We start from the raw sequence: 23,461 nt of genomic DNA on the forward strand, positions 1-23,461 counted from the left end.
TCATAAACAATAAAAAGCTTAATTGGTTTTAGCTGTATTTAAGTCCTCAAGTTGAGGCAGTGCAATAAAAGATCCTACCTGAGTAACAGTATAAGCGCCGCATCGAGCTGCAAAGTTAACCGCTTCAATTACATTTTCAAACAAATTTAGCCACTGGCTTAACCCATCTGTATTCGATGCTTTTTGACAGGCAAAAAATAAAAAACCACCAATAAAAGAATCACCCGCCGCAGTGGTATCAACTGGTGTGACTTTAGGTGTTGGATAGGTCCCTTTAAATTGAGTAGAAATAAACTCAACTGGTTTGCTACCATCGGTTAACAAGACCAGTGAACCTTGATTTACCCAATTTTGAATAGTGCTATCGACATTAGTTGCGCCATATAATACTTCGATTTCTTCACGGCTAGCTTTAATAATATCGGCTTGTTTAGCCAGTTGATTTATTTTAGGTGCGGCGGTATTCGGGTTTTGCCAAAAAGCATGGCGATAATTAATATCTAAACTAATTAAACCTTGAGTGGCTTTAATTTTTTCAATCACAGCATTGGTAATAGATTCCAACTCAGGGCTGGCAACCGAGCCTGAACAAAAATGAAATAAGCTTTGTTCACTGAATAAGTCAGCGTTAAAGTCAGCCAGTTCAATATAAGTATGTGCGGCATTTTCTAAATAAAAGTCAAAACTGCGCTCGCGGTTGTGATCAAACGAAACCAGCGCCATTGCAGTTTTTTTATCTTTAGCGGTATTTAAACAATCAATATTCACCTTAAAGCGGGTGAGTTCGCTGCGTAAAAATTTGCCAAATTGATCTTCGCCGACTTTACCAACTAAGCGGCTATCACCGCCTAATTTAGCCACAGCAACTGCAACATTAGCTGGTGCGCCACCGGCACAAGCTTTATACATATTTTGATTGTCGTTATCATCAGCCTGAACTGACATCATATCAATTATGGCTTCACCAACAGAAATGACTTTCATATTTATAACCTTTTGAATTAGAGTAAATTTATACGTTAAATTGAATGTGAATAAGCATGAGTTTGTTTAGTGGTTTTAACCGTTTGAGTATTGGTTAAATCAAACAAGGCATAAGCTGCGACCATTAAAAAACAGCCTGCAGGCACCACAAAAGAAATCACAATGCCAAAATGGTCTATCACCCAAGCTTGTGTCATAGACATGACTGCACCGCCAACAATTGCCATAACTAAACCGGCTGCACCAAATTTGGTATCTTCACCTAAATCTTTTAATGCCAGCGCATAAATAGTTGGGAAAACTAAAGATAAACAAGCTGAAATGAGTACCAGTGCAACCACGCCCGCTAAATTGACATTTAATAACATAAATACAGATAACAAAGCTGCTGTACTGGTCATTAATAATAAAAGTTTAGCTGGGCGAATAAATCCCATTAGCCAAGTCATAATAAAGCGGGATAATAAAAATAAGATCATGCTGTATTGCAGCACTTCACCGCCCGTGACTTCATCACCGCCAAGTGCTTTCATTGTGTATTGAATCGTGAAAGTCCAGACACAAGTTTGCGCGCCCACGTTAAAAAATTGCGCAATCACGCCAAAACGATAATGGCGGTTTTGATACAAGCGGTTAAGTACTTTAGACAAAACAAATGACGTTGAATTAGTCGCGATTTTTGTCTGAGGTTTTATAGATGCAGGCGCTCGGCTAAAAGCAATTGCCAGCCAGATAATGACTAAAATACAAGCCATTCCAACATAAGGTGTCATTACCGCAGATAATTCATGGCTGATCACTTGTTTTAATTCAGACTGTGACATTAAGCTGCGCTCAATTGCGTCGGCTTTATCTAAATTTGGCAAAATTAAAGTAGCTGCTAAAAATACCCCAACATTAGTGCCAACCGGATTAAAAGCTTGCGCTAAATTAAGCCTGCGGGTGGCTGTTTGCTCACTGCCCATGCACATAACATAAGGGTTTGCCGAGGTTTCTAAAATAGATAAACCGCCAGCCAAAATAAATAATGCAGCTAAAAAATAGCTATAAGTCATGGTTTGACTGGCTGGGTAAAACATAAATGCGCCAATAGCTGCACAGCCTAATCCGGTTAAAACCCCAGTTTTGTAGCTAAATTTTTTATTGAGCATTGCCGCCGGAATCGCCAAACAAAAATACGCACCATAATAAGCAAACTGAACTAATGCAGCTTGCAACGCCGACATGCTAAATGTTTTGCTAAACACCTTAACCAGCGGATCTGTCATATTGGCTGCTGTTCCCCAAGCGGCAAAACATAAAGTGAGTAAAATAAATTGCAGGTACATATTTTTTGAGACCAGGGCAGGGCGGTTTTTCATCTTTATCACTTTTCATTTACATTAAGATTGAGCGAATTTAACCACTCAAAAAACGACATGTCAATAAATCAATTAAGTTGATTTATTGTTTTTGGCCTTAAGTATTGGTTAAAAAAATTAACTGAAATAAGTTAATTGATTGTTTGCAATACAGATTTAAGGTATTTTTAAACGTTATTTTTCAGCCTGTATTTTTTAAGTCCGTGCCCCATGAAACCAACAGCTAAAAAAACCTTATCTCAGGGACGCAGCCAATCCGGATTGCGTGACCATAATGTGCGTCAAATCCTTTCATTAATCAGAACGCAGGGGCAGCTGCCTAAAGCTGAAATTGCCAAAAATCTTGGGTTATCTGCTCAGGCGGTCACTGTGATCACCACTGAATTAGAAGAAGAAGGGCTTATCATTAAACAGCGTTCGCAAAAAGGTAAAGTTGGGAAGCCTATTGTCCCTTTGTCGATTAACCCCGATGGTGCTTTTGCCATTGGGCTAAAAGTCGACCGGCGTAATTTTGAATTAACCTTGATCGATTTTGTTGGTAATGTGCGTGCAAGTTTAAGTGAAAATTTTGCTTATCCGACGGTTGGTGCGCTTCTGGCATTTGTTAAACGTGGTATCAAAGCGATTTCAGTTAGTTTATCAGCTGAGAGTAAAAACCGAATCAAAGGCCTCGGCATAGCTACACCGTATCAAATTTGGAACTGGGCAGAAGAGGCTGGTGCGCCACAGGATGTGATGCATCAATGGCAAAATTTTGATTTTGAAAACCAGCTGTCAGCTTTAACCCATTTGCCTATTTATATTTCAAATGATGATACCGCAGCCTGTAGTGCAGAGCTTTGTTTTGGTAATACTCAACAATATCAGCATTTTTTATATATGTTTATTGGCCCGTTTATTGGGGGCGGTTTAGTGCTGAATCAAAAAATATTTAGTGGTAAATCCGGTAATGCAGCCGCGATAGGCTCGATTCCACTAGGGCTTTCTAGTGTCGCGTCACTTTCCAGTTCTGCGCCAAACCGCCAACTTATTAATCAATCATCTTTATTTTTATTAGAAAATCGGCTTAAAACACAAGGAATTGATACTCGAATTTTGTATTTTGCAAATAGCCAATGGCAAGGATTTGACGATATTTTAACAAACTGGATTGATACCATTGCCGATGGTTTGGTTTATGCCAGTTTAACCGCAACAGCTATTTTAGATTTAGAAGCTGTGATTATTGACGGAGCAGTGCCGCAAGCAGTTAAACAGCGGATTGTGGAAACGGTTAAACAAAAATATCAAAGCTCAGATACTCGGGGTTTAACTCAACTTGAATTTTGCTGTGGCGAATTAGGCCGGCAAGCGCAGGCAATAGGCAGCGCTAATTTACCCTTGCTGGCACAGTATTATTAATTTGTTATTTAACGCTGAATGGCTAAATCACAGGTATATTCCTCGATAGGTTTTAGTTCGAGCAAAATCACTATTAATAAATAAAATTTACTAATTTGATTGTGTTAAATAGGTTTTATATAGCATTAAACTGCTCTAAGGTGTTTCATATAGTTTTTAATGCTAATAAAGCTAAATTATTATAGGTAATACTCTGAACTAGAAACTTGTTTGTTTTGATAAAGTTTGAGCCTGTGTTCAATATCAGGATACACCTCCCAGCCTTGCTCTTGTGCTTGTTCCAATGCTTCATTTTGATAATTAATGGCTTTTTTGAAATTACCTAAAGCGGCATAAGCGGCTGCATAGGTTTCGTAATAGCGAACTTTATCAATCAGTTTATTCGATAAATTATCTAAAATATCAATTGCTTCCTGTGGCTTTTGCAGCTCTTGAAACGGATTAGTTGCCAAATGCCAAGTAAAGTGTAATTTAACTAATTCATCTTTATCTTTTAAACTTTTACGAAATAGCGATAATCCGAGTTTTTGGCTGTTTAAATCGTTAATAGCCAAGTAACTTTTAGCTGCATGAATTTGTGCTGGAATATAATAATGCATTGCAGAAGCTTGCATCCAAGCTTTACTAGCAGGTAAGTCTACTTTGCAGCCTATTCCGTTTTGTAAGTTAACGGCCAGATCAAATTGAGCGTGAGGTGAACCTTTTTGTGCCGCTTGGAATAATAACCGGTTAATTTCCTGATACTCAAAAGGAGAATGTTGAATATTTTTTTCAGTTTGATACCACTGGCTAAATGTCTGTTTTGCTTTGTCGTCAAACATTTGTTCGAGCACTTTTAACTTTCGGCTAAAATGGTAAAGCTCTGTTGGGTTATTATTATCGAGCTCTTTAACATCTTTTTTTAAGCTGCTAATGGCCCGATCATAATCTTTTTTACCCGCTATTAAATAGTGTAAAGATACGGTGTAACCAGTATAACGTCGTTGTCCTTTGCTATATCGCCATTGATATAGCGCTTTTAATGTAGGGGCAACAAATTTTATATCTGTGTAGGTGTCTATTTCTATATCGCGTACATGGCCCTGTTTGGACACTGTAAATTTAGCTAAAACATGACCGTCTTTCAGTTGTTTAACCATACGTCTTGGATAATAAGGGTCAACTCTACTCAATTTTTTTGGCAGGTTTTTTGCGCATTCAATATCTGATAAATATTGCGGACTAAACTTATCGAGAGTAACTTTTCTGCCATAAGTTTTATAAAGCTCATTAACTCTAACTTCAATCTCGGCAATAAAAGCATCACTCATCGGTGTAAAAGCGTCTAAAAAGCTATTCTGAATATCTTCACGCTGGCTATTTACATAAGCTAAATACATCCAACTTGCGGCTTCTAAACGGTTAATCTCTACACCATTACCGGTCAAATAATTCTGACCAATAAAATATTGAGCGACTTCATCACCTACCGCTGCTCTGGGTAATAATTGTTGATTGGTTGGAATATCGTCTGCTGCTAATGCTGTGTTTGTTAGGTTAAAACTTAACATTAACAAGACTATAAATGGGTATAAGGCAGGTTTTAGTTTATGCATGGTCAGATCCTTTGATATTTAGCTTTTAATTTAACAAATAAATTACATTTAGTGAAGCTGAATATATGTGCTTTAATAAGCAAGTTTCAGACTGTTTTAGTGGAGCATAAATGCAAGCAATTATTGATTATTTTGTTGAGTTGGATCATTTAAAGTTGGTTAGCCGGAAAACGTATTTAAATGATCAAAGCCGTCAGGAAAACTCAGCCGAACACTCTTGGCATTTAGCAATGGCGTGTTGGAATTTAGCTGAATATTTTAAATTAGATGTTGATCACGGCAAATTATTAAAACTCGCGTTAGTACATGATTTAGGCGAAATTGATGCCGGTGATACTTTTTTATATTCCAATAATAGAGAAGATGCAGATATAAAAGAAAGAGAAGGGGTTTTACGTTTAGCTCAGCATAAAGGCAATTATGTAACGGATTTAATTAAGCTATGGGATGAACAGGAATACGGCGACAGTGCTGAAGTTAAATTGTTAAAAGCAGCCGACAGGTTATTACCTTTAATGATGAATATTCATACCAAAGGCCGTGCTTGGCGTGAGTTGGGGGTTAAAAAATCACAGGTTTTAGCAAAACATGGGTTTATTAAACAGACATTTCCTGAGATTTTTAACTGGATTGAAATTCAGGTAGCTGAGGCAGTTAAACAAGGTTGGTTGATAAACGAATAAACGCTGAGCCGCAGCAAAATTTGTAGGGTGGGCTCAGCTATTTATTTAGATATATTCTCTTAGAGCTTAAACCGTTAAATTGCTTGATCTTTATATAAATGTACTTTGGTTAGTTTAGAGACTTGAGTGACATATTCTTCTGCTTTATTCGGCAGTTTTAAGTCTTTAACAACAGTTAAGTTACGTAAAAACGGAAATAAATTAATATCATCAAAACTTAGCTGATTATTTTTATCTGACGGCAGTTGAATAAAGTCCAGTTTTTGTAAAACTGCATGCATTTGCTCAATTGCCAAATTAGATTGTTCAAATGCTTTTTCAAAACTCATATCTATCATTTTAGTTTTGTTTTTTTCAAACCAGTTTTTAGCTTGCTGCGACTGAAATTCGGGTAACTCGATTTTTAACCAGCGCGGAAACACTAAAATATGACTGACTTGGCTAGCTTGACTTAACCAGTTATTAATTTGGTTAGCTTGTGTAGCAGGGGTTAAGACGGGTTGATTGTCGGATTTATCCAGATATTTAACGATATCTAAACTTTCGGCCATAAAGCTGCCATCTTCTTTTTGTAAAATCGGTACCATATTGGCGCCAACTTTATCAATACGAGCCTGCACATCGTGATTTTGAATTGCTTCTATTTCTACCTGTAAGTTTTTAAGCCCAACAGGCATCATGGCTTTTACACAAAATGGGCAATGATCAAAAACAAATAATTTCATGTGATTTCCCTTTTTGATTAGTACGGGGTTATCATATCAGCCTTTACTTTTTATTTCGACTTGATCGATGAAGTTAGTTCTAAAATTGATATTAACTAAAAGAACACAGAGTGGTATCAAGTTATTGATATTTCATATATGGTTATATGAAATATTCAAGTTTATTGAGTCCTTTCTTGGGAGGTAATATCATGAAAATTAGTGAAATTATGTCGCATCCAGTTGTTACTGTTGAACCAGATGACTCTTTAGTTATTGTCAGTGATATTTTCAATAATACCCGATTCCATCATTTATTAGTGGTTGAAAAAGGTGTACTAATTGGAGTGGTTTCAGATCGAGATTGGCTGAAAGCAATTAGCCCGAATATTGGAACAGCTTCTGAGCAGCAAAAAGATTTAGCAACCCTTAATAAACGGGTGCATCAAATAATGACCCGCCAGCCTATTACTTTAACACTCCAAAACAGTATTCACGAGGTGATTGATATATTTGCAGAGCAAAATATTTCATGTATTCCCGTAGTGAATAAATCTAATCAGCCAATAGGTATTATTAGTTGGCGAGATATCATTCGAGCAATCAAAGTACATAATAAAAAATAAATTTCATTAATTATTGATTTTAAAGCTATTTTTAAATTATTTCTAAAAAGTTAATTTTTTGTTCTTGTGTTTATCTTAAATTAATACTAAATTATCTTAAACGTTTAAGTTTGTTGTGTTAAGGTTAATTCTATGCAATCTAATAATATAAAAACCATTAAGTGGCTCACCTATTTAATGTTTATGATGTTTGCGATGACTACTGATGCAGTTGGAGTCATTATTCCTGAAATAATTCGCGAGTTTAATTTAAGTTTAACTGCGGCTGGTGCTTTTCATTACGGACCAATGGCTGCAATAGCCATTGGTGGCATTGGACTGGGTTTTTTAGCTGATAAAATAGGCAGAAAAAAAACAATCATTATTGGTTTAGCTTTATTTTCTACTGCTTGTGGTTTATTTGCGGTTGGTAATACATTTAGCTTTTTTCTGTTTTTATTGGTTTTATCTGGTCTGGCGATTGGTATTTTTAAAACCGGCGCGCTAGCGCTAATTGGTGATATTTCTAAAACGGCTGAATCCCACACTAAAACCATGAATGTAGCAGAAGGTTTTTTTGGGGTTGGGGCCATTATTGGTCCGTTTATTGTTACCGCTTTATTAGCCAGCGGTGTAAACTGGAAGTTTTTATATATAATCGCTGGTGGCATTTGTATTGTTTTATGCTTAATTGCCGCATTAGTTGCATATCCTGTTCGAACTCAAGTTAATACTGAGCAAATTAATTTATCTCGTACTTTTTCCATACTTAAAAGTCCTTATGCTATTGGTTTTTCCATTTTAATTGCATTGTATGTGGCGGCCGAGGCTGCAATTTATGTTTGGATGCCAACCTTATTAAAAGATTACACAGGTTCATATACTTGGGCTGCGACTTGGTCATTAACTATTTTCTTTACCTTCAGAGCATGTGGCCGATTTTTGGCTGTATGGTTTTTGAATCTGGTTAATTGGAAAATTGCTATGGTGGTGTTTTCTGCTGCTATTGCAATTTGTTATCTAGCTAGTATTTGGTTTGGTCTTGAAGTCGCAGTATTTTTACTACCTCTATCTGGCCTATTTATGGCAATGATTTACCCAACTTTAAATTCAAAAGGAATTAGCTGTTTTCCTAAACACGAGCACGGGGCTATTGCTGGCGTGCTGTTATTTTCAACAGCTGCAGCTGCTTCATTCGGGCCTATGATTATGGGAGTGTATAGTGACTGGATGGGGGGAGAAGCTCGACATGGTTTTGTATTGGCCGCCGGTTTTGCTTTTTTATTATGCGCTGGTTGTGTGTATAACTGGTTATTTGATCCTACAGATCAACATATTAAAGAAATTGAGAATTTAGAGCCGCCAATTGATGTAGCTAAATAGAGGTTTTTATTATGCCAAATAATATTTTTACGCCACAGTGGCGACCAAAAGTTCATTTTACGCCTGAAAAAAATTGGATGAATGATCCGAATGGCTTGGTTTATTACAACGGACAATATCATTTATTTTACCAATATAACCCACATGGAAATGACTGGGGTAATATGAATTGGGGGCATGCAACATCAACCGATTTAATTAACTGGCAGCATCATCCGGTTGCGATTGAAATGGACGTGCAGGGGTTAGGTTATATTTATTCTGGTAGTGCAGTTGTTGATTTTGATAATACCAGTGGTTTACAGCAAGGCGAGCATCCGCCGTTAGTGGCGCTTTTTACCCATACTCAAGCGGGTTGTGAAACGCAAAGACAAAGCTTGGCTTATAGTACCGACGGTGGTTTTAACTGGCTTCAATACGATAATAACCCAGTGATAGATAATCCGGGGCTGGTTGATTTTCGGGATCCTAAAGTATTTTGGCACAAGCAAAGTCAGCGCTGGATTTTAGTCTTAACTGCCGGTCATCAAATTGATTTTTATGCTTCTGAAAATTTACTGAACTGGCAATTTATTAGCAGCTTTGGTGAAGATGAAGGCTGTCATGGCGGTGAGTGGGAATGCCCTGATTTATTTGAACTGACAACAGGTGAGGATGAAACAAAATGGGTTTTATTGGTTAGTTTAGTGCCGGGTGGGCCAAATGGCGGTAACGGAACTCAATATTTTATTGGTGACTTTGATGGTCAAACTTTTACTGCTGAACACCAGGATGTTCGTTGGCTGGATTATGGGCCGGATAATTATGCTGGCGTGACTTGGGATGGAAAACAAAGTTTAGATAACCGCCGTACATTAATTGCATGGATGTCGAACTGGATTTATGCTGCCGATATGCCAACGTTTCCTTGGCGCGGAGCTATGTGTTTGCCACGTGATTTATTATTAGTTAAGCGTAATCATCAATATTTTATTGCAAATCAGCCAGCTAAAGAAATTGATGATAACTTAATTGTATTTGAGCAAAAGGCTCAGACAAACACAAAATTGAGTACAGAGTTACCAACTGATAGTGCGCTGGATATTAAAATTAGCTCACAGCTTGAGCAAACGGACAAGCTATATATCAGATTAACGAATGACTTGGGAGAGCTTGTTGAGTTAAAATATTTACCTGCACAACAAAAAATACTGGTCGATAGAAGTAAAGCTGGTTGGCAATACAAACTTTGGCGAACTCCGAGGATAGAAGCATTTACTCATACCTGTGATAGCGATATAAATTGTCGCTTGGTATTAGATTCCAGCTCGCTTGAAGTCTTTTGGCAAGACGGTACAACCAGTATGACAATATGCCTGTTACCAACAGAAGCTTTTAATAAAATAGAAGTTGATACTGCAGAAGTTTCTGGGAAAACGATTAATGTATCTCGTATCAAACATACAGATTCATAGCACTTTTATTGCTGGATTGGGAATAAGGTTAACATAATAGACGCGCCAGTTAACTTTATTCTCAATCCACTCTTAGTACGGATTTTAATTTACTCAGCTATAAATTAAATTTGATTTATCAACTTAATGCTTTTAGATTAAACCAAAATCAAAAACTATATAAATTTATGTCTGCTAAAAAACCCCTAACACTTAAAAAAGTCGCTGAAATCTTAAACGTATCAACTGCGACTATTTCAAATGCATTTAATCGGCCCGATCAACTTTCTGTTAGCCTGCGTGAGAAGTTATTAGCTGAATGTGATCGTTTGGGTTATCACGGCCCTAATATTGCAGCGCGTTCATTACGTAAAGGGGAGTCGGGGGTGATTGCTGTTTTGCTGACAGATTCACTGGCTTATCATTTTACGGATCCGGTTGCTAATCAGTTTTTACAAGGTATATCCGAAGTATTAGAAAAAAATGGGAAACAACTGTTGATGTTATCTGGCGCTCATGGTGATGCTCCTTCAACTGGAATTGAGGCTCTTCCGGATGGTTTTATTATTTATGGGACGCAGGATCATAACCCATTATTTGAGCGAATTATTAAACAAGGTAAACCTATTATTACGGTTGACTTCGATGTTCCAGAGCTTGGCTCAGTCAACATAGACAATGTTCAAGCTGCATATAAAATAGCCACTCATGTTATGGCTCAAAAAGTCAATCATGTTGCAATATTAGGACTTAGATTGATCCACTCTGATCGGGTATGTCGGATTACACAAGGTGAGTTATATGATGAGTCGGAGGCTGTTTCAAGGCGGCGATTAAATGGATATATTAAGGCTTTACAAGAATATAACCATCAAATTGCTCCTGATAGAATATGGCATGTTCCACTTAATACACTAGATGCTGCATATCAGGCAGCTAAAGAGGCTTTGACTATTAGCCCCAGACCAGATGCTATTATTTGCATGACAGATAAGCTAGCAATCGGGGTAATTGAAGCTGCGAAAGAACTTAATATTAAAATACCGGAAGAGTTAAAACTAGTTGGCTTTGATGATATTCCGGAATCCGCATTGGTTAATCCACCTTTAACCAGCGTGCATCAATATATCAAACAAAAAGGAATACGCGCAGCTCAGCGCTTGTTGGCAGGGGAGCTAGAAACGAAAGAAATCTTAGATGTTGATATTGTTATTCGACAATCTTGCTAACGCTATACACTCGCTTTTAATAATTCTCTGTAGATTAACCCGTTTTTCTTTGATGTAGAACGGGTTATTTAGCCTTCATACCATAGTGAGCTCCTTCCTACTCTTGCTTTCAATGCTTAACTCTTAGCTGAATACACCTTAAATAAACTTAATGCATTAAGTTTATTTAAGGTGTATTCAGCTAGATATATTCAATTCTAAACAAAATAATAAAATTATTTTTTATTATTTTTCAGTGGCTTGTTTGTTTATTGTGATAAAAATAAAAATAAATAAGCTTTATTTATTTACAAAAGATAAACAAAGGTCTAATATTTACTCAATCTTAATCGTTTAAGTTTGTTTTGAAGAACTTTCGATTAATTGGTTCTATATTTAAGTATGCACCTGCATTGCTTAAGTAATTTTAAAAATGCTTGGAGATATCAAGATGAATAAAACCTTTAAGTACTCATTGATCGCACTTTCAATTAATTCTGTATTTGCTACCGGTGCTTTAGCTCAAGAAGAGCAATCTACAGAAAAAGAAACTAAGTCAGATTTTGAAACCATTGTTATTACCGGTTCTCCGGGTGGGCGTACTCAAATTGAGTCGGCAATGGCTGTCACTAGCGTTGATGCGGATATGATCAAAGATTTTCAACCCAGTTCTGAATCAGAAGTATTTAGAATGATCCCAGGTATTCAGGTATCAGGTACTGCAGGTCCAGGGGGGAATTCAAATATTGCTGTTCGAGGTTTACCGGTTGCGACTGGTGGTTCGCCTTTTGTTCAGATACAAGAAGATGGTTTACCAACTGTTTTATTTGGCGATATTCAATTTGGTAACAATGATTATTGGACACGGTTTGATTCATCAGTAGAACGAGTTGAAGGGGTTCGAGGTGGTACAGCCGGCACGTTTGCTTCACAAGCTCCAGGTGCAATCATTAACTATATCAGTAATTACGGTCAATATGATGGTGGTCATGTCAAATTAACAACCGGTGTTGGTTACGATGAAACCAAAGTTGATTTTAGATACGGCGGGTTTGCCAGCGACAGCGTTAATTATCACGTAGGTGGTTTTTATAAAGTGGGTAAAGGCCCGCAAGATGCTGGTTATGTTGTCAGTGACAGCATGCAAATTAAGGCTAATTTAACTAAGTATCTGGCTGATGACACCAGTTATATTCGATTTTTGGTTAAGCTAGCAGATACTCAAGAACCAAATTATACTGGCTCTCCGGCATTAGCAAAAGCCAAGAAAAACGCCAATGGCAGCTACTCTATAACAGGCATTAAACAATACCCAGGTTTTGATGGTCGAGATACTTCTAATTATTCCATTAATAACCAAAACTTTTTAGTTTTAAATCGTGAAGGCGGTTTGGAACGAGTTAATTTATCAGGTATTAGCACAAAAACTTTTGCTATCGGTACAGAGCTACATTACGAATTTGAAGATGAATTAATTTTAGACAATAAAATGCGTTGGACCGATATGAGTGGTTCATTTTCAAGTTCGTTTTTAGGGATGACACCTGTTGGCGATTTAAATTTAGTATATGCAAACGGACCTATGCAGGGCGAAGCGTATGATAAAGCTTATTACGATGGTAATGTTAATGTTCATACAAACATTAGCGATATCGGTAGTTTTGTCAATGATTTGACCTTGTCAAAAGAGTTTGATGTTGACGGAAATACACTGTCTGTACGCGGTGGTTTTTTCTACATGAACCAAAATATTGCCCAAGATTGGCATCCTAACAGAACTTATAAAGAGTTAAGTGGTAATAACCCAGCGATGCTGGAATTATTAGATGATGAAGGTAATCAATTAACCGCGAATGGTATTGCTGGTTATAATGATGCATGGGGAGCAGCTGTTGCTCGTGAAGTTGATTTAGCTTACACAGATACCGCACCTTATGTATCTGTTGATTTAGATACTGACATGTTTACGCTGGATGCAAGTGTGCGTCGCGATACAGTGGAAGCATCAGGCTGGGCCGTCGGCTCAAGTGGTGAAGTGATTAATGTTGATGTATCTGGTGAAGATGTAACTATTCCTGGTTTAATACCAGATGGAGATGCTGAGTATTTAGATTATTCAGTGAGCTACAATTCTTGGACTGTTGGTGGTTTATACAAATACAGTGATGACACCAGCTTTTTCATGCGGGGTTCTCGTGGCGGTCGTTTTAATGCAGATCGTCAAACAATGAGCGGTAAAATTAATCCTGATGGTTCATTAACTCAAGCAGGCCGTACAGCTGCTGTTGATTTTGTGAATCAGTATGAGATTGGTGTTAAAAACCGTGGTGATGTGGGCGATGGTTATGGGTATTATACTTTTGAATTAACCTTGTTACAGGGTGACTTTACCCAAAGTGCTTACGAGCCGACTTCAACTCCTTCGTGCCCTAATGGCGGTTGTGTATTAGATAGTGAATATGAATCACAAGGAGCTGAAGTTTTAGGGACGCTGAGATTTGGTGGGTTGAATTTAATTGCAAACGCGACTATCACAGATGCAAAAGCACGAGCTGCCGGAGATTCTGGTTGGAGCGAAGCATGGGAAATTCCAAACCTAACTTATACCATGTCTGCAAATTATGAGTTTACCGATGAGGTTATTGCCGGTATTAATATGACAGGCCAAACTGAAACTTATGCTCGTGGCTCGTTAGATAAATATGAAGGTTCAACTACTTGGGGGGCTAGCTTACGTTATGCTCCGACAGAGAATCTTGAATTTAGTGTAACTGGTTATAATATTTTTGATCAGTTTGCAGTACGAAGCCCAGGCCAGGTTATTAGCGTGGACGAATCTAGTGAAACTGCCGTGTTATTAGTTAACCCAACATTGGGGCGCACAATAACCGCTTCTGTAAAGGTAAGCTTTGAGTAGTTTATATCTACACTAAGTTGTACCTAAATTGATAAATGATGACAGTAGTAGTTGTTTTAAGTTAAAGCAACTACTACTTTTTATATAATCTGAGTAGTTCAAAAAATTAACTTAAAAGTCCAGCAATTAGGACTAATTTAAGGTTTTGAATATGATGCAGTCATCTACACAGCAAGCTTATTTGCTGATGCAACAATCTAAATTTAAACAAGCGATAGCCCTTTTACAAAAAATCGTTAAGCAGTCCGAAAAGCTCTTTGATGGTTGGAAATTGTTAGGTTTTGCTTATCATGAAATTCAGTCCGAAATGGATGCGATGCAGGCATTTAAACGGGCCTTGGCAATAAAACCAAATGATTACGATACAGCATTGGCCTACGCGCAAAGTCGTTTTTATTGTGGCTTGCCAGCTGTAACTGCATTTGAATATTTAGACAGATTAAAACCTGGAGATTTAAATGCAACACGTGGCTTGGCTATGGCTTTAGCTGCAGAAGGTGATTTATTAAAATCTCATAATTTGTTAAATCAAGTATTAAAGCAGCACCCTACTTGGCTGGAAGGGCACAAATTATATGCCCAGCAACAATATACTCAGGGTGATTTAAATCAATTTACTCAATCTTATCAGCAAGCAATAAACCATAACCCTAATGAAATTGAGTTATGGTTAGGCTGGTTTAGACAGCTTGCGCAACTAAAACAGTGGCAGCCAGCTCTTGATATTATTGAGCGAGCAGAGAATATATTCGGTGAAATTGACTCATTAAAATTGGCTCGTTTGTTTGTAGCGAGTGAATCCGGTCAGTTTGACACTGCACAAGTGCTATTCCAGCAAACAAAGCAAATCCAAGAGCCATTACGTGATATGGCGTTGCTTCGGAGCTATCTTAAACAAGGTTTGTATAATGATGCTGAAAAAATTGCATTAATGTATATTCAGACTGCTCAAGCTCGGGTATTTTGGCCTTATTTATCATTAATTTGGCGCTTAACTAATGCAGATAAATCGTCATGGTTAGATGGCAGCCATAGACAAGAAGGCACTCGTAATTTCATTCAAAGCTATCAGGTTAACTTTAATGCAGCACAATTATCTGCATTAAAAGTAAAGCTTGAGCAATTACATACCGCGGTAAACCCTTTTGCTCAACAATCTGTTCGAAAAGGAACACAAACCGATCAGAATTTATTTTTGCGCCACGAGCCTATTATTCAAAAATTAAAAATAGAAATTCAGAAACAGGTAAAAAAATACATTAGTAGTTTACCCGCTCACGAAACTGGACATCCTTTGTTGGGCGTTAACCGAAATCAATTATCTGACATAGGTATACGTTTCTCTGGAAGTTGGTCTGTTAAATTAAATTCGCAAGGGTTTAACGTTAGTCATACTCATCCAATGGGATGGATCAGTAGCGCTTTGTACGTAGATTTACCTAAATCTTCAGAAATGGGGAATCCTCCAGCTGGATACCTTCAGTTTGGAACGCCTCCACCAGAACTTAATCTTAATTTATCAGCCCATACACAAGTTAAACCGGAAAAAGCTAAATTGGTTTTATTTCCGTCTACTATGTGGCATTCCACTGTACCGTTTGATAAAGGGCAGAGATTAGTTGTTGCTTTTGATGTACGGCCTTAGTTATTAGGAAGAATAATATGAATGACACAAAGCAGATAAAAAAAATAATTATTGTTGGTGGTGGTACAGCTGGATGGATGAGTGCAGCTGCGCTAGCTAATGCTTTACAGCATAATTGTGATATCCATCTAATTGAATCAGATGATATTGGGACAGTAGGTGTTGGTGAAGCGACTATACCGCCTATTCGTAGTTTTAATAAAACATTAGGCTTAAATGAAAAAGAGTTTCTTTGTTTTACTCAGGGCACATTTAAGTTAGGTATTGAATTTATTAACTGGGGTAAAAAAGGGCATAGTTATTTTCACCCATTTGGTAGTTATGCCAGACCGTTTGATATGGTTAATCTGCACCAATATTGGTGGCAAGCGTATCAAAACGGACAAGCATCCGTTTTTGATGATTACTGTATGGCTTGGCAATTAGCCAAAGCAAATAAGTTTCAACCACCTTTGAGTGATCCTCGAAATGTATTGTCTACTCACGAATATGCTTATCATTTTGACGCTGGTTTGTATGCGCGATTTTTAAGAGAGTATGCACAACAAAGAGGAGTCGCTCGGCATGAAGGAAAAATAGTCAAAGTTCACCAACATCTGGAAAATGGGTTTATTGACTCTGTTGAATTGAGTTCAGGTGATATTGTAGATGCTGACTTATTTATTGACTGCTCAGGCTTTCGTGGTCTCTTAATCGAAGGGGTTTTAAAAACAGGTTATCAAAACTGGTCTCATTGGTTACCTTGCGATAAAGCTTGGGCAGTGCCATCAGCAAAAGGACAGCTAACCCCCTATACTCGTTCAATTGCACATGAAGCAGGTTGGCAATGGCGAATACCGTTACAGCATAGAACAGGCAATGGGCACGTTTTTAGCAGCCATTTTACAGATCAACAAACAGCTCAGGATAGGTTAATTGAGCATATTGAAACCGATGTTTTAGCTGAGCCTAAATTGCTAAGCTTTACCACAGGGAGAAGAAACCTATTCTGGCATAAAAATGTAATCGCAATTGGGCTTTCTAGTGGTTTTATTGAGCCACTAGAGTCAACAAGTATTCACTTAATACAAGCAGGGATAGCAAAATTATTAGCTCTATTTCCAGATAAAGATTTTGACCAACTTGTGATTGATGAATATAACAGGATTGCGATTGCTGAAATAGAAAATATTAGAGATTTCATCATATTACATTATTACTTAAATCAAAGGACTGATAGTGAAATGTGGCGTTATTGTGCCTCCATGCAGTTACCCGAGAGCTTGAGCTATAAAATACAACATTTTAAAAGATATGGGCGTTTAATTGCAGGAGAAAAAGATTTATTTGGTAATGCGAGTTGGTTAGCAGTGCATTTTGGTCAATTAAACTTGCCTGAAAAGAGTGACCCTTTAATGGCTTACCGAAAATTTGACTCAGTCGATTGGCTTAATCGTTTAAAAGCAGCCATGCAAGCTGCTGCCTTACAAGCGCCATCTCATCAAGATTATATTAATCAGAGTTGTACATAAAGCAATTTACCTAACTGACACTTTCCTGTTTTTGATCAACATAGGTTATCTGTCCAACTATTCTTGTATGCATAACTGCTAAACTCAATAAACTTAAACCATTTTGTATAATTTTTATTTTTCTTTTTATGTTGTTTTTAAATAATAACTAAAACGTTTAAGTTTTTGTTGATATTTTAAGTTTTTTATCTATTATTAAAAGCACGCACTAACATTATCTATACATATTGAGAGGTCAAAATGATATTTAGCAAGCAAAGCTGGAGTAGGTTAACAGCTTCCAAACATAAGCTTATTTTTTTTAGTATCTTAGGGTTAAACGTATTACCCAATTTTGCGGCTCAAGCGCAAACCTACACATTGTCTTCACCAGACTCAAATATTGAAGTTGAGCTAAATTTTAATCAGGGGTTAACTTATCAGGTTGAGGTGGATGATAAGTTAGTTATTTCGCCATCACAGCTTGATTTAGTTGTCGATAAACACCCAAACTTGTCAGCTAATGTAAAAGTGGTCAATACAGCTACAGAGTCGGTTGATGAATGGCTAGCGCCGGAAGTTAAAGTAAAGTCGGCCAAAATTAAAAATCATTATAACCAGTTAGAATTGATTTTTGATAACCAATATCATGTTCAGTTTAGAGCATTTAATAATGGTGTTGCTTACCGCTTTAAAACAAATATCAATCAAGATATTCAGGTAAATCAAGAAATTGCTGAATTTAACTTTGCAAAAAATGCATTGGTTTATTATCCGCAAGAAGAAGGTTTTTATTCACATAACGAAAGAAGCTATTTAAAAAAGCAGCTTACTGATATTTCAACCCAAGATTTAGCCAGCACGCCTGCTTTAGTTGATAGTCAGGGCATAAAAGTTTTAATTACCGAAACTGCGCTGGAAGACTATGCTGGCTTGTGGCTATTAGGTAATGGCAAAGGATTAACCGGTACTTTTGCAAATTATCCTTTAGCTAAACAAGCATTAAAACCTTTGGTAGATAGAAACGAGCCAATTACCAAACGCGCTGCTTATATTGCTAAAACTCAAGGTAAACGCGATTTTCCGTGGCGTGTACTGGCAATTGCTGAAAACGACGGCCAGCTAGTGACGAATCAATTAACTTATCAACTGGCTAAACCGAATCAAATTGGCGATACCAGTTGGATTAAACCGGGTAAAGTTGCTTGGGATTGGTATAACGCAAATAACCTGTTTGGGGTAGATTTTAAAGCTGGTGTGAATACACAAACATATAAGTATTACATTGATTTTGCTTCAGATTATGGCCTTGAATATGTGATTTTGGATGAGGGCTGGTATCCGCTGGGTGATTTAATGGGCACAGTGCCGGATATGGATGTACCGGAAATTATTGCCTATGCAAAAAGTAAAAATGTAGATATTATTTTATGGACCTCATGGTTAACCCTAAGAGACCAATTTGAGCAGGCAATGGATAGATTTGCTGAACTTGGTGCCGTTGGCATTAAGCCAGATTTTTTTCAGCGAGATGATCAGCAAATGGTTAATTTTTACTGGAAAATAGCAAAAGAGGCAGCCAAACGTCATTTATTAGTTGATTATCATGGCTCATATAAACCAGCAGGGCTTCGCCGTACTTATCCAAATGTTATCTCAAGAGAAGGGGTAAAAGGATTAGAGTGGAATAAATGGAGTGAAGATAGTACACCTGAGCACAATACCACTTTACCATTTATTAGAATGGTTGCCGGCCCTATGGATTATACGCCGGGTGCTATGTCTAATGCGGTTGGTCCAAAAGCGTTTGAAGATATTGAATATGGTGGAAAAGCCGAAGATCATCAGGATTTTGCCATTCGTTTTAATCGCCCTATGAGCCAAACCACCAGAGTGCACCAAATGGCAATGTTAACGGTTTACGAAAGCCCGCTACAAATGATGGCGGATACACCAAGCCGTTATCGTCAGGAAAACGAGTCAGCCAGTTTTATGGCGAAAGTGCCAACGGTTTGGGATGACACTCAAGTTTTACATGGCAAAATAGGAGATTACATTAGCGTAGCTCGGTTACATGCTAATACTTGGTTTATCGGCACATTAAATGATGAAAACGCACGAGAACTTAGCTTAGATTTATCATTTTTAACAGACGGTCAAACTTATCAAATGACCATTTTTGAAGATGGCATAAACGCTGACCGGTTTGCTGAAGATTACAAAAAACGAGTGATTAAAGTGAATAAACAATCTAAGTTAACGATGAAACTTGCCCCCGGCGGCGGTTACACAGCCAGAATTGAAGCACTTTAAACTACCGCTTTAATTCGTTAACTGGGTTATAAATCAATGCGAGCTTGTTAAGCTCGCATTTTTGTTTTAACCGGGTATAATTTGCCGCCTGAATTTTGTATCCAATTTGCGATTGGACTTAAACAAGAGGAAATCCAATGAAATTTGTTGTCGCAGCTTTATATAAATTTACCCGCCTTGAAAACTTTGAAGCCATGCGTGAGCCATTACACAATGTAATGGCCGATAACGAGGTAAAAGGCACTTTATTATTAGCTAATGAAGGTATTAACGGCACGATTTCTGGCCCGCGAGCAGGAATTGATGCAGTTTTAAACTGGCTTAAATCTGATCCTCGATTAGTGGATATTGAACACAAAGAGTCAGAGGCTGACGAGCAAGCGTTTTATCGCACCAAAGTTAAGCTTAAAAAAGAAATTGTGACCATGGGCGTTGAGGGAATTGATCCTAATCAGGTGGTTGGTACTTATGTTGAACCAAAAGACTGGAATGCATTAATTTCTGATCCAGAAGTATTATTAGTCGATACCCGTAACGATTACGAAGTTGCCATTGGCACCTTTGAAAACGCGGTCGATCCAAAAACAAAAACGTTCCGTGAATTTCCAGAGTATGTTGAAAAACATTTAGATCCAAATAAACATAAAAAAGTCGCTATGTTTTGCACCGGCGGTATTCGCTGCGAAAAATCAACTGCTTATTTAAAAGAGCAGGGGTTTAATGAGGTTTATCATTTAAAAGGCGGTATTTTAAAATATTTAGAAGAAGTACCAGCCGAGCAAACTATGTGGAAAGGTGAGTGTTTTGTATTTGATCAGCGAGTCACGGTTGATCATGCACTTAATCAAGGCAGCTACGACCAATGTTATGCTTGCCGCATGCCAATTACCGAAGCTGAAAAACAAACCGAACAGTATCAAAAAGGCGTAAGTTGTCCGCATTGTTTTGATAAAACCTCAGAGGAAGATAAAGCCCGTTTTGCCGAGCGTGAACGCCAAATTGAACTAGCCGAGCAACGCGGCGCAGTTCATATTGGTGATGAAGACGCGGTAAAAGGTTAATTGATTGCCCACCGTATAATGACCAAGCGATTTTAACGCTATCAAATGTTTATCAATCAAACGGCCGTCAGGCCGTCAGGCCGTTTGTTGTTTTATAGGCATTATAGTGAATAGTGGTCATACCTTACATTTGTCTCGCCGTTAAATAGCAGTACATATTTAATCTGTTTTAAAACACCGGCTGGTATTTTATTTAAAATTTTATTTTGAGCTAAATACCGAGTTTTGTCGGTTCGACTTTAGCCGTAAAGTATTATTTATTTCGCCAGAAATGGCGACTTACAATCGAATTTGTAATTAAGTAATATGTCGTAAAAAATACAGCCTGCGTAGATTGTGTACACACCCATAATCATTGCCTTTCCCCTATATTCAAGAAAATGCGCCATTTGCGTATATTCTTGCTTAAAATATCTTTTGTAACAGAAGAAATAATATATCTGGCAAAGTGTTAGCTAATTTGCTAAAAATACAGCAAGTAGATAAATGAGCGAATTTTCGGAAGAAAAATGCGAAAAACGCGCACTATTAAATTGTTAAACCTCATGGAAGGCATATGGAATACGTAAATTCTGACTTCACTCCTCTCTCTATTGAAGAGCAAATGAAATTTTGTTCTTTTAAAAGCTATATTCGTGAGAAAGATAAAGAGGGTGAAGTTCTCTTGCTGTACAGAGGTGAGGAGCAGAAAAATGTAAGGCGTCGTCTCTTTGGTGATCAAAGCGACTTTGAAACTGGTGATCTATTTCAACGTGCATTCTATTTTGGGGAAAAAGCGCGGCATTTTTCAGTGGATCATTTTGATGAAAATCGCGAATTTCTTACTGGTATTAATGATTGTTCGGAGAGAACGTTAGAATTTATATTCGAGAGAATATCGAACGTTATAAATACCCCGGAACGACGCAATCGAGTATTACAGAACACCTCTAGAAAGTTTAGAGACTACTTTAATGAACCACGGAATTGCAGAAATTTTGTAGAAAGTATTAATGCATATACAGAACAAACTAAGTTAAAAGCTCGAGATTATTACCTGTATTGGCTACATATTGCAGGTTCGCCTGGCATACGTATTGAAACACAGTTAGTTTCAACAAGCGTTGAAAAAAGAGTTGCAATGGGTTTTTCAAAAGTTAATAAAAACCCTAAAGAAAAGCTTATATTTCATTATTTTATACCTAAACCCTTCCATGCTCATGCTATTGCACCATGGGTAAGTGACCATCATCAATCGGTTGTAACTGGATGTGGTTTGCCAACGTACAAGGCTTTGGGTTTATACCCTCGCCAAAGGGAAGTTGCAGTTAAAGGTGCTCTTTTCCCTCATTTTATTTTGGGTGTGGGATTAATATCTGAGAACAGGTTTGTTGTAAATTCACACTTTCGTGAAATCGATGAAAATGATTTCGAACAAGTAAGTAAAGTTGGATTTTCAATTGACCAGAGTAATTTTGCTGAACGGATATTTGATACAGGCTATATTCGTTGGGGGCAAACAGATCTTAACGGTAACTTTGATCAATCTGATGTTTAACAAGTGCGAGCAATCGGACGTTTTAGTCTTGTCACTGTTTTTGCAAAAAGACGCAAAAAAATTGCCAAGCCTAAACCGCCGTTGTCACAAGCGTTAGCTTTTATTTCTGATCGAGGTGAATTTGTCCAAACTTAAAATGACACTACTTGAGAACTCAAAAAGTTTTTTTATTGAGTCAATATCAAAAGCAGTTCTGGCAGAAAAGTCAGAAGAACATTGGAAATTTGCAATTTTATTACTCGTACAAGCAATTGAAACTTGTTTAAAAGAAAGGTTAAGGTGGACTCAAGAGGTATTAATATACTCTAATATTGATAGACCAAAACACACTGTAGATCTATGGCTTGCCATTAGCCGGTTAGAAAAAATATCAAAAGTAGAATTGGATTCTTCAGACTTTTCAGCGATAAAAACAGCATCGGACTTAAGAAATCAGATTGTTCACTTTGAATTCAATTTATCAATTGAGCAAATAAAATCAAATTTTGTAACACTAGTAGGCTTCTATACTGAATTTTGCCAAAAACATTTAGATGAAGACATTATTGCCGACTTACCTTACCCCTTAGACCAAGAAGTAATGAAACTTGACAAATATGTCGATGAACTTGAACAAAGAGCAAAATCTAGAATAGAAAATGAAAGCATCAACTCCGAAAATGTTTGGGAATGTAGTGCTTGCAAAAGAGGTTCATTTGTTATTGAAGATGCAATTGACACTTGTTATGTTTGCGGTTATTACGAACCTACCCTTGAGTGCGAAAGTTGCTCGGAATTGGAACTTGAAAGTGAAATACATGGTGTCGATTTCGGTAATATGAAAGGTATTGAAAACTGGAAGTATTTTTGCAAGGATTGCTATGAAAAGCTGGAAACAGAAAACCCATATGATGAGTATTACTAAAAGCTAACAAGGCAATTATGGATGGGACGTCTAAAGCTTGGCTGGCGCTCATTCTTCGCTAATTTTAGCCAAGCTTAATAAGCCCATATTGCGGCGTTGAGCCTGTAGAAAAACCTCAAAATACAGCTTTAAGCGCAGATCTATTTGTGATCTAATAGGATTATCAAATCTTCATAGGAGATTGATTTTGCCTAAGTTTATTCCAGCCAACTACAACCAAACCAGCATGGTCATCAT

Annotated in this window: 17 protein-coding genes; 13 read left to right on the forward strand and 4 right to left on the reverse strand. The window is 37.4% G+C overall.

The features are described from left to right. Positions 1 to 18 precede the first annotated feature (18 nt). Positions 19 to 984, reverse strand: coding sequence for a carbohydrate kinase family protein (locus N7931_RS08690; protein ID WP_262793417.1), 966 nt, complete (start codon positions 982 to 984; stop codon positions 19 to 21). 35 nt (positions 985 to 1,019) lie between these two features. After that, positions 1,020 to 2,345 (reverse strand): L-fucose:H+ symporter permease, encoded by a 1,326-nt coding sequence (gene fucP / locus N7931_RS08695; RefSeq protein WP_262793418.1) that lies wholly within the window; start codon positions 2,343 to 2,345, stop codon positions 1,020 to 1,022. A gap of 210 nt (positions 2,346 to 2,555) precedes the next feature. Between fucP and N7931_RS08700 the strand changes: the two genes are divergently transcribed. After that, on the forward strand, positions 2,556 to 3,746 hold the full coding sequence (locus N7931_RS08700) for an ROK family transcriptional regulator (RefSeq protein ID WP_262793420.1): 1,191 nt from the start codon (positions 2,556 to 2,558) through the stop codon (positions 3,744 to 3,746). 179 nt (positions 3,747 to 3,925) lie between these two features. On the opposite strand, the gene N7931_RS08705 is transcribed toward N7931_RS08700, so the two are convergent. Next, complete coding sequence (locus N7931_RS08705; RefSeq protein ID WP_262793421.1) at positions 3,926 to 5,341, reverse strand: energy transducer TonB; 1,416 nt, start codon at positions 5,339 to 5,341, stop codon at positions 3,926 to 3,928. Between the two features lie 110 nt (positions 5,342 to 5,451). On the opposite strand from N7931_RS08705, the gene N7931_RS08710 reads away from it, so the two are divergent. Next, the gene (locus tag N7931_RS08710; RefSeq protein WP_262793422.1) at positions 5,452 to 6,024 is read left to right on the forward strand and encodes an HD domain-containing protein; all 573 of its coding nucleotides are present in this window, start codon (positions 5,452 to 5,454) and stop codon (positions 6,022 to 6,024) included. A gap of 74 nt (positions 6,025 to 6,098) precedes the next feature. On the opposite strand, the gene grxB is transcribed toward N7931_RS08710, so the two are convergent. Next, a complete protein-coding gene (gene grxB, locus N7931_RS08715; RefSeq protein ID WP_262793424.1) occupies positions 6,099 to 6,749 on the reverse strand; it encodes a glutaredoxin 2 in 651 nt (216 codons plus the stop codon). A 191-nt stretch (positions 6,750 to 6,940) separates the two neighbouring features. On the opposite strand from grxB, the gene N7931_RS08720 reads away from it, so the two are divergent. The 11 genes from N7931_RS08720 to N7931_RS08770 all read left to right on the forward strand — a co-directional run bounded on the left by N7931_RS08720 (position 6,941) and on the right by N7931_RS08770 (position 23,224). Further along, positions 6,941 to 7,354 carry a CBS domain-containing protein gene (locus N7931_RS08720; protein WP_262793425.1) on the forward strand — a complete coding sequence of 138 codons (414 nt, stop codon included), beginning with the start codon at positions 6,941 to 6,943 and terminating at the stop codon, positions 7,352 to 7,354. Between the two features lie 132 nt (positions 7,355 to 7,486). Beyond that, the gene (locus N7931_RS08725; RefSeq protein WP_262793427.1) at positions 7,487 to 8,716 is read left to right on the forward strand and encodes an MFS transporter; all 1,230 of its coding nucleotides are present in this window, start codon (positions 7,487 to 7,489) and stop codon (positions 8,714 to 8,716) included. A gap of 11 nt (positions 8,717 to 8,727) precedes the next feature. Further along, complete coding sequence (locus N7931_RS08730) at positions 8,728 to 10,170, forward strand: glycoside hydrolase family 32 protein (RefSeq protein ID WP_262793428.1); 1,443 nt, start codon at positions 8,728 to 8,730, stop codon at positions 10,168 to 10,170. A 167-nt stretch (positions 10,171 to 10,337) separates the two neighbouring features. After that, a complete protein-coding gene (locus tag N7931_RS08735; RefSeq protein WP_262793430.1) occupies positions 10,338 to 11,378 on the forward strand; it encodes a LacI family DNA-binding transcriptional regulator in 1,041 nt (346 codons plus the stop codon). A 430-nt stretch (positions 11,379 to 11,808) separates the two neighbouring features. Next, positions 11,809 to 14,274: a TonB-dependent receptor plug domain-containing protein gene (locus N7931_RS08740; protein ID WP_262793432.1), complete on the forward strand. Its 2,466-nt coding sequence runs from the start codon at positions 11,809 to 11,811 to the stop codon at positions 14,272 to 14,274. A 151-nt stretch (positions 14,275 to 14,425) separates the two neighbouring features. After that, positions 14,426 to 15,919, forward strand: coding sequence for a 2OG-Fe(II) oxygenase family protein (locus N7931_RS08745; protein ID WP_262793433.1), 1,494 nt, complete (start codon positions 14,426 to 14,428; stop codon positions 15,917 to 15,919). Positions 15,920 to 15,936: 17 nt separating this feature from the next. Next, on the forward strand, positions 15,937 to 17,430 hold the full coding sequence (locus N7931_RS08750) for a tryptophan halogenase family protein (RefSeq protein ID WP_262793434.1): 1,494 nt from the start codon (positions 15,937 to 15,939) through the stop codon (positions 17,428 to 17,430). 240 nt (positions 17,431 to 17,670) lie between these two features. After that, complete coding sequence (locus N7931_RS08755; protein WP_262793435.1) at positions 17,671 to 19,722, forward strand: glycoside hydrolase family 97 protein; 2,052 nt, start codon at positions 17,671 to 17,673, stop codon at positions 19,720 to 19,722. A gap of 137 nt (positions 19,723 to 19,859) precedes the next feature. Then, positions 19,860 to 20,783: a rhodanese-related sulfurtransferase gene (locus tag N7931_RS08760; RefSeq protein ID WP_262793436.1), complete on the forward strand. Its 924-nt coding sequence runs from the start codon at positions 19,860 to 19,862 to the stop codon at positions 20,781 to 20,783. A 556-nt stretch (positions 20,784 to 21,339) separates the two neighbouring features. Further along, on the forward strand, positions 21,340 to 22,320 hold the full coding sequence (locus N7931_RS08765; protein WP_262793438.1) for a hypothetical protein: 981 nt from the start codon (positions 21,340 to 21,342) through the stop codon (positions 22,318 to 22,320). Positions 22,321 to 22,435: 115 nt separating this feature from the next. Then, positions 22,436 to 23,224, forward strand: a complete 789-nt coding sequence (locus N7931_RS08770; RefSeq protein WP_262793439.1) for a hypothetical protein — start codon at positions 22,436 to 22,438, stop codon at positions 23,222 to 23,224. The last annotated feature ends 237 nt before the right edge of the window (positions 23,225 to 23,461 follow it).

The organism is Catenovulum sp. 2E275, from assembly GCF_025515275.1.
Classification (GTDB): domain Bacteria; phylum Pseudomonadota; class Gammaproteobacteria; order Enterobacterales; family Alteromonadaceae; genus Catenovulum.